Below are 7,615 nucleotides of genomic sequence, written 5' to 3'. Positions count from 1 at the left end.
CATTCAGGACGAGATCACGCACGCCATCGTTGATCAGCTCCGGGTCAAGCTGCTGCCGGCGGAACGGCGGGCGATCGAAAGCGACCCGACCACGAGCGTCGAGGCCTATACCTATTACCTGCGCGGCCGCCAGTTTTCGCATGCCTGGACCCGGTCCTATCTGCTGCTGGCCCGTCGCATGTTCCTGAAGGCGGTGGAGCTCGACCCCAGCTTCGCCCGTGCCTATGCCGGTATCGCCGACTGCGAGTCGGCGCTGCGCGACTGGCACGAGGACGAGTTTCCGCTGCAAAGCATCCTGTTCATGACCGACAAGGCGCTGGATATCGATCCGAACCTGGCGGAGGCGCATGCCTCCCGTGGCCTGGTCCTGCACCAGGACGGGCAGGACGATGCGGCGGTGGCCGAGTTCGAGCAGGCGCTGACATTGGACCCCAGCCTCTATGAGGCGAACTTCCACTATGCGCGTTTCCTGTTCATGCAAGGTGCCTTCGAAACCGCGATCCAGTTTTTCAAGCGGGCCGCCGACATCCGGCCGGACGACTATCTGTCGCCGATCCATCTGATGAGCGCCTACAAATCGCTCGGCCGCGATGCCGAACGGGCGCAATGGGCAAGGATCGGCATCGCGCGCGCGGAACGGGCGCTGGAGCTCAACCCGGAAAACTCCGGCCCCGCGCATCGCGGCGCGCTCGCACTCGCTCACATGGGCGAGGCGGATCGGGCACGCGAATGGGCGGCCCGGGCGCTCGCGATCGATCCTGATGACGTGGTCGCCCGCTACAACACCGCCTGCGTCTATTCCCTTCTCGGCGACATCGACGCGGCGCTCGATCTCCTCGAAACCCTGCTGCCGCAGAGTTCCTGCTATCAGTTGCTCTGGTTCAAGCAGGATTCCGATCTTGACCCCGTGCGTCACCACGTGCGCTTTCAGGCAATGGTCGAGGCGATCGCGAAATGCGAAGCGGGCCTGTTGCGATGAACCGCCGGGCGGGATCGCCCGGCGTTCACCCTTAGTGGTGCCCTGCCTGACGGGATGCCGCCGGCGCTGTGCTGCGGCCGCCCGTCAGCCACCAGATGGCCGCACCGGTGACAAAGAGCATGGCCGTCGCAACGATCACGACCGCGGTAAAGGCCTGCTCGAAGGCGAGCCTGGCGCGCGTCACCAGTTCGCCGGCCACATCCGCCGGCAGCTTCTCGGCGAGAAGCAGGGCTTCGTCGAGGCTGTCGCGTGCCATCGCCGAAATGGAGGCACCTTCCGGCAGCACGAGGAAGGCGGTGTAGACGAGCGACATCACGCTGCCGAGAACGGCGATGCCGATTGCGCCGCCGAGCTCGAACGAGACTTCCTCGATGGAGGCCGCCATGCCGGCCCGCTCCGGCGGGGCATTGAACATGATGGCGCTGGAGGCGGCGGTCATCGCGGCGCCTATGCCGAGGCCAAGAACGACGAGGCTCGCAATCTGGGCAAACGCGCCGGACCCATGGACCAGCAGGTATCCCCCGAGGCCGACAGCCGCGAGAATGAGACCGGAGCGCAGCACCACTTCCGCTCCGAGACGGGGCAGGAGGGCGCCGGTGAGCGGACCAGCAACAAAGGCGGCAAGCGGGATAGGCAAGATGAAGAGGCCCGCCTGAAGCGGCGAAAAGCCCTCGACCAGCTGCAACTGCTGGCTCAGCACCAGTTCGATCCCGACGATGGAGGCCGATGCCACCAGGGCGGCCGCGACACCCGAGGAAAACGCGCCGTTGCGGAACAGGCTGAAATCGATCAGCGGGTGCACGCTGCGCCGTTGCCGCCGGACGAAGAGGACGAGGCCGATCGCGCCGATCACGGCTGCGGCGAGGCCCGCTTCCAGTGACGGTTCGCGCTTGCTCGTTTCCTTGACAGCATAGGCAAGGCCGATGAGGCCGACCATGATCTGGAACGAGCCGAGCGCGTCCCAGGGATGCTTGGGATTGCCGGCGTTGTTCGGCAGCACGACGACACCGAGCAGCAGAGCGATCGCGACGATCGGTACGTTGATCAGGAAGACCGAGCCCCACCAGAAATATTCCAGCAGGAAGCCGCCAAGAACCGGACCGATGGCAGCGCCACCGGAGGCGATGGCGGCCCACACGCCGATCGCCAGCGCTCGCTCGCGCTCGTCGGTGAAGGTGAGGCGGATGATCGACAGCGTTGCCGGCATCATCAGCGCAGCGCCGACGGCAAGCAGCACCCGGCCGCCGATCAGGATCGTCGGGCTGGGGGCATAGGCGGCGATCAGCGAGGCGATGCCGAAGACGGCGAGACCGACGATGAAGGGTTTCTTGTGCCCGAGCCGGTCGCCCAGCGTGCCGAGGCCAGGCAGCAGCCCGGCAACGACGAGGGCATAGGCATTGACGATCCAGAGTTTCTCCGACGCGGTGGCGCCGAGGTCATGGGTCAGGCGGGGCAAGGCGGTATAGAGCACCGTCATATCGACGACGATCAAAAAGAGTGCGCTCGATACGATGGCCAGAATGAGCCAGCGATTTTGCGGATGCATGGTACACCTCTATGGCCGCCCGGGATCAATTGAGGGCAAGGCCTTGTTAACATCAGAGCAGCTATATAAATACATACGTATGGAATTGAAAGGGAAAATCAAGAATGGGACGACGGCGGACGATCGATCGCGACAAGGTGCTGGATGCTGCGGAGGCAATCGTGAATGCCGTTGGTGCAGCCGGCTTGACGATCGATGCCGTCGCCAAGGCTTCCGGCATTACCAAGGGCGGCGTGCAATATTGCTTCGGCAACAAGGACGGGCTGATCGACGCGATGATGGAGCGCTGGTTCAGCGAGTTCGATAGCGCCGTTGCCGCGGAGGGCGGCGATGACGCCGATCCAGTGAAGGCGATGCGCGCGCATGCGTCGGTGACCGCCCGGATGAATACGGCTGACAGAGCCCGCACATCCGGCATGATGGCGGCACTCCTGCAGCGCGAAGAGCACATGGCGAAGAACCGTGCCTGGTACCGTGCACGTCTCGATGGCATCGACCTGTCGACCGAGGAGGGGCGCCGTGCGCGGCTCGCCTTCCTGGCAACGGAAGGCGTCTTCCTGCTGCGTGGCTTCGGCTTTGTCGAGATGGACGATGCCGAATGGCGGGACATGTTCGGTGATATCTTGAAGCTGTTGCCTGCCGCGTAACTCCTCAGATCGGTATCGATCCAAGCAAGTAATTACACAGCATTCCGCGCGTTACGGCGTGCCAGGCTGAAACCCGGTGACCGCGCCTGACGGTCACCAGGCGGGAAGCACTACAGATCGATCAGCCCGCGCATCGCGCTGACGCAATTGCCGGAAAGACTGACCTGCCAAACGATGCCGCCCTGCTTGCGGACAGAAGCGCCAATGAGACTGCGCCGGCCCATCTCCACGCCCTGTTCGATGGTAATTTCGACATCGATATCCTGATCCGGTAACAGCGCGACGAGGTGGGTGGAAAGAGCTGCCGAGGCGCTGCCGGTGGCGGGATCCTCGTTGACGTTGTCGAGCGGCGCGAACATGCGCGCGCGGATCTGCCACGGCGCGTCCTTGGAGCGCGCGTAGAGGAACAGGCTGAAGCTGTCCTCCTCCGGCTTGTAGCGGGCATTGGCCGCATGGAAGGCGGTGACGTTCGGCCGCGCTGCCGAGAGCGTCGCGACATCGCTCAATTCCGCAACGGCGAAGGGCAGACCGACCGAAAGCCGGATCGGCGTGTGGGTCCGTGTGCTGACGGCTTCCGATGTCAACGACGCGCAGGCAGCGATCGTCTCGGCGTCGATTTCCGGGCCTGCCGTCAAGCTCCGCGGCACGACGATGCGGGCGCCGGTGACTTCGCCCTTCTCCCGCAGCAACGTCGCCTCGACGAGGCCCGCCTTTTCCTCGAAGCGCAGGATGTCGCCGGGCACACGGCCGAAGATTTCATTCAGTCGGCCGAGTACGAAGGCGGTGCCGACATTCGGGTGGCCGGCAAAGGGAATTTCCATCGTCGGGGTGAAGATCCTGACTTCGGCGGTGTTGGCGGGGTCGCGCGGCGGCAACACGAAGGTGACTTCCGAGTAACCGAATTCGGTCGCGATCGCCTGCATCTGCCCGTCGCTCAAGCCCCGGGCATCCGGAATGACCGCGAGTTGATTGCCGGCGAAACGTTCGGCCGTAAAGACGTCGACGGTGACATAGGCGATGGATGGCGAGGCTGCGGTCATGGCTCGGCTTTCGCTGGCGTTGGATGCGAAGCCAAGGCTTAAGCCAGTGTCCGCGACGGGCAAAGGCGCCAACTTGTTCCGGTGACAAGTTCGATCGGGGCGACTGGATGCGCTCCGGCTACCCCTGCTGTCCGTTACCTTCCCGATGCCGATGACGCCGTCATGCGGCCGAGGAACACGAAAAGGGGCCGGCTTGCGGCCCCTTCGTTTGCCCTCGGTCGAGTGTCGCTCAGGCGGCCTTCTCGAGATCCTTCTTCCAGGCGCCCTTGGCCGCAAGACTGCACATTTCGGCTCGGTGCGAGAAGGCGCGCTGGCCGGCGGCGACGTTCTCGGCCTTGCCGTTCCAGGCGTTGAGCGCCTCCTGCTGCAGGGCGCGGCCGTAGGAGAAAGTCAGCTTCCACGGCAGGTCGCGCAAGACGTTGATGGCCGAAAGATGGGCAGTCGCCTCTTCGGTCGATTGGCCGCCGGAGAGGAAGGCGATGCCCGGCACGGCGGAGGGCACGGTGCGCTTCAGCACCTTGATGGTGCGTTCGGCCACTTCGGCGACGGACGCGTTGCGCGCCTTCTTGCCGTCGATCACCATGCTCGGTTTCAGGATCATGCCTTCGAGCTTGACCCGCATTGCCGCCAGCTCCTCGAAGGTGACGCGCAGCGCCCATTCCGTCACGTGCTCGGAGCGATCGATCGAATGGTCGCCCGGCGCACCATCCATGAGCACCTCCGGCTCGACGATCGGCACGATGCCGGCGTCCTGGCAAAGGGCGGCATAGCGCGCGAGTGCATGGGCGTTGGCGCGAACGGCGCCGGCGGTCGGCAGCGTGTCGGAGACGGAGATCACGCCGCGCCACTTGGCGAAGCGTGCGCCGGCTTCGTGATATCTGGCCAGCCGTTGCGCAAGACCGTCGAGGCCTTCGGTGATCGTCTCGGCCGGGAAGTTGGTCATCGGCTTGGCGCCGGCATCGACCTTGATGCCGGGGATCGAGCCGGCGGCGCGGATGATGTCGACGAGCGGCGTGCCGTCCGCCGCCTTCTGGAACAGGGTTTCCTCATAGAGAATGACACCGGAGATGTATTTGCGCATTGCCTCGTCGGCGCGCAGCAGCATCTCGCGATAGTCCCGCCTGGAGGCCTCGGTGGATTCCAGGCCGATCGTGTCGAAGCGTTTCTTGATTGTTGCCGTGGACTCGTCGGCGGCGAGCAGCCCCCGGCCGTTGGCGACCATGGCGACAGCGATGTCTTCCAGTCTTTCGCTCATGTTTTTCTCCCTAGACAGCGCCGATCACCAGGATCGGGGCGAGTACTGAAACAGTTTCGGACCGACGGCGCACGGGGCAACCGCCACGCTCCAAACAAGGGCGCGAGTAACAGGTGAAATTGTCCAGGAAAATGGCGAGAAAATCGACTAAAACGATTTAAAATTTTTTAATCGTTTGAATAAATAAGGTTTTTTCTTGATTGCCGGCGCGTGGGGTGTTCCCACGCGCCGGTTGCATGGCTTACTTCTGCTTGAGGATGTCGACGCCCGGGAGCGGCTTGCCTTCCATCCACTCCAGGAACGCGCCGCCGGCGGTTGAGACGTAGCTGAAATCGTCGGCGACTTCGGCATGGTTCAGCGCCGCGACGGTATCGCCACCGCCGGCAACCGAGACCAGCGAGCCCTGACGGGTGCGGGCAGCCGCATGCTTGGCAACGGCAACCGTCGCCTTGTCGAAGGGGGCGATTTCGAAGGCGCCGAGCGGGCCGTTCCAGACCAGCGTTTCGGCCTTGGAGATCCACGCGTTGACAGCCGCGATCGACTTCGGGCCGACGTCGAGAACCATGGCATCGGCCGGAATGGCGTTGATGTCGACCACTTCGTTGTCGGCGCCGGCCTTGAACTCGCGGGCAATCACGCCGTCTTCCGGCAGCACGATGGCGCAGCCGGCCTTATCGGCAGCGGCGATGATCGCCCGGGCGGTGTCGGCGAGGTCATGCTCGCAGAGCGACTTGCCGACATTGATGCCCTTGGCGGCGATGAAGGTGTTGGCCATGCCGCCGCCGATGACGAGCGCATCGACCTTGGTCACGAGGTTCTGCAACAGGTCGATCTTGGTCGAGACCTTGGCGCCGCCGACGATGGCAACGACCGGGCGCTTCGGCTGGCCGAGGCCCTTTTCCAATGCTTCGAGTTCGGCCTGCATAGTGCGGCCGGCATAGGCCGGCAGGTGATGGGCAAGGCCTTCGGTCGAGGCATGGGCGCGGTGTGCGGCCGAAAACGCATCGTTGACATAGATGTCGCCGTTGGCGGCGAGCGCCTTGACGAATTCGGCCTCGTTCTTTTCCTCGCCCTTGTGGAAGCGGGTGTTTTCGAGCAGCAGAACGTCGCCGTTGCTCATGTCGGCAATCGCGTTCGCTGCCTTGTCGCCGATGCAGTCGGCGCCGAAGTGGACGCGCTGGTCGAGCACGTCTTCGACGGCCGTCGCGATCGTCTTCAGCGACATGTCGGCGACCGGTTCACCCTTCGGGCGGCCGAAATGGGCCAACAGGATGACCTTGGCGCCCTTCTCGGACAGTTCGCGGATGGTCGGTGCCACGCGCTCGATGCGGGTCGCGTCGGTGACCACGCCGTCCTTGACCGGCACGTTGAGATCGACGCGCACCAGAACGCGCTTGCCGGCGATGTCGGTCAGATCGTCGAGGGTCTTGAAAGTCATCAGATAGTCTCCGGTGATAGTCTTTGGAAAAGGGTGGGATAGTCGATAACGAGGCCGTCCTCGTCTACCGGCAGGTCCGCGGCAAAGCTGCGGTCCTCGGCCTCGTAGCGATAGAGCCTGAAATCATCGAGGCAGGTGTAGTGCTGGCCGTCAACGACAGGCTCGAATGTGTCGAACGGCACGTAGAGCATCTTCAGCCGCACGGTGCCGGCCCGGCGGTCGAGCCTGAGACGGCGGATCGGCAGCGTGTTGGTGAAGGGTGTGCCCGAGAGGTCGATATCGATGCAGCCGTCGAACTCGGGGAGGGGCGTGCCGCGCGCCGTCGCCCATTGGCCCGGAACATCCGAGCGCAGGTGCAGGCTTCGGCCATCGGTCGTGTCGACCATGAACTTGCGAACCAGCCAGGCCTCGTCGCAATCGATCCGATAGCGTACGCCGTAGGGCGTACCGCCGCGGTTGCCGATGAGAACGCCAACGGCGCGGATGACCGCGCCGTCGGTAGTTTCGGTTTGCGTCAGCGTCAGGTGCTCGAGCCCTTCTCCTTCAAGCGGACGCCAGCGGACCGTCGTTGAAGAAAGGGCGCGAAACATCTGCGTTAGATGAGCTTGGCGAAGGCGACGGCCGTGTCGGCCATGCGGTTCGAGAAGCCCCATTCGTTGTCGTACCAGGTGAGGATACGTACGAAGTTGCCTTCGACGACCTTGGTCTGG

Annotated in this window: 7 protein-coding genes and 1 pseudogene; 2 read left to right on the top strand and 6 right to left on the bottom strand. The window is 64.2% G+C overall.

All coding sequences use genetic code 11. The annotated features are described in order from the left end of the window. On the top strand, positions 1-979 hold a 979-nt coding region (locus I8N66_RS34050), incomplete at its 5' end, for a tetratricopeptide repeat protein (RefSeq protein WP_291163947.1). A 31-nt stretch (positions 980-1,010) separates the two neighbouring features. On the opposite strand, the gene I8N66_RS34045 is transcribed toward I8N66_RS34050, so the two are convergent. Then, complete coding sequence (locus I8N66_RS34045; protein ID WP_291163944.1) at positions 1,011-2,525, bottom strand: MFS transporter; 1,515 nt, start codon at positions 2,523-2,525, stop codon at positions 1,011-1,013. 104 nt (positions 2,526-2,629) lie between these two features. Here I8N66_RS34045 and I8N66_RS34040 point away from each other — a divergent pair, with 104 nt between their 5' ends. Beyond that, a complete protein-coding gene (locus I8N66_RS34040) occupies positions 2,630-3,172 on the top strand; it encodes a TetR/AcrR family transcriptional regulator (RefSeq protein WP_113540884.1) in 543 nt (180 codons plus the stop codon). Positions 3,173-3,282: 110 nt separating this feature from the next. Here the strand turns inward: I8N66_RS34040 and I8N66_RS34035 are convergent, their stop codons facing one another. The 5 genes and pseudogenes from I8N66_RS34035 to I8N66_RS34015 form a co-directional block, all read right to left on the bottom strand. Continuing rightward, positions 3,283-4,212: a PhzF family phenazine biosynthesis protein gene (locus I8N66_RS34035; RefSeq protein WP_291163939.1), complete on the bottom strand. Its 930-nt coding sequence runs from the start codon at positions 4,210-4,212 to the stop codon at positions 3,283-3,285. 229 nt (positions 4,213-4,441) lie between these two features. Then, entirely contained in the window at positions 4,442-5,467 is a 1,026-nt protein-coding gene (locus I8N66_RS34030; RefSeq protein ID WP_291163936.1) for a class I fructose-bisphosphate aldolase, read from the bottom strand. 241 nt (positions 5,468-5,708) lie between these two features. Further along, entirely contained in the window at positions 5,709-6,905 is a 1,197-nt protein-coding gene (locus I8N66_RS34025) for a phosphoglycerate kinase (protein ID WP_291163933.1), read from the bottom strand. Beyond that, the gene (locus tag I8N66_RS34020) at positions 6,905-7,495 is read right to left on the bottom strand and encodes a putative glycolipid-binding domain-containing protein (protein WP_291163929.1); all 591 of its coding nucleotides are present in this window, start codon (positions 7,493-7,495) and stop codon (positions 6,905-6,907) included. Before I8N66_RS34020 ends, I8N66_RS34025 begins: the two co-directional genes overlap by 1 nt. Before the next feature lie 5 nt (positions 7,496-7,500). Beyond that, positions 7,501-7,615 (bottom strand): annotated as a pseudogene (locus I8N66_RS34015) (erythrose-4-phosphate dehydrogenase); the annotation flags it as partial.

The sequence above is a fragment of the Ensifer sp. SSB1 genome (assembly GCF_016652895.1).
Classification (GTDB): domain Bacteria; phylum Pseudomonadota; class Alphaproteobacteria; order Rhizobiales; family Rhizobiaceae; genus Ensifer.
This window is presented reverse-complemented; position numbering and strand designations above follow the sequence as displayed.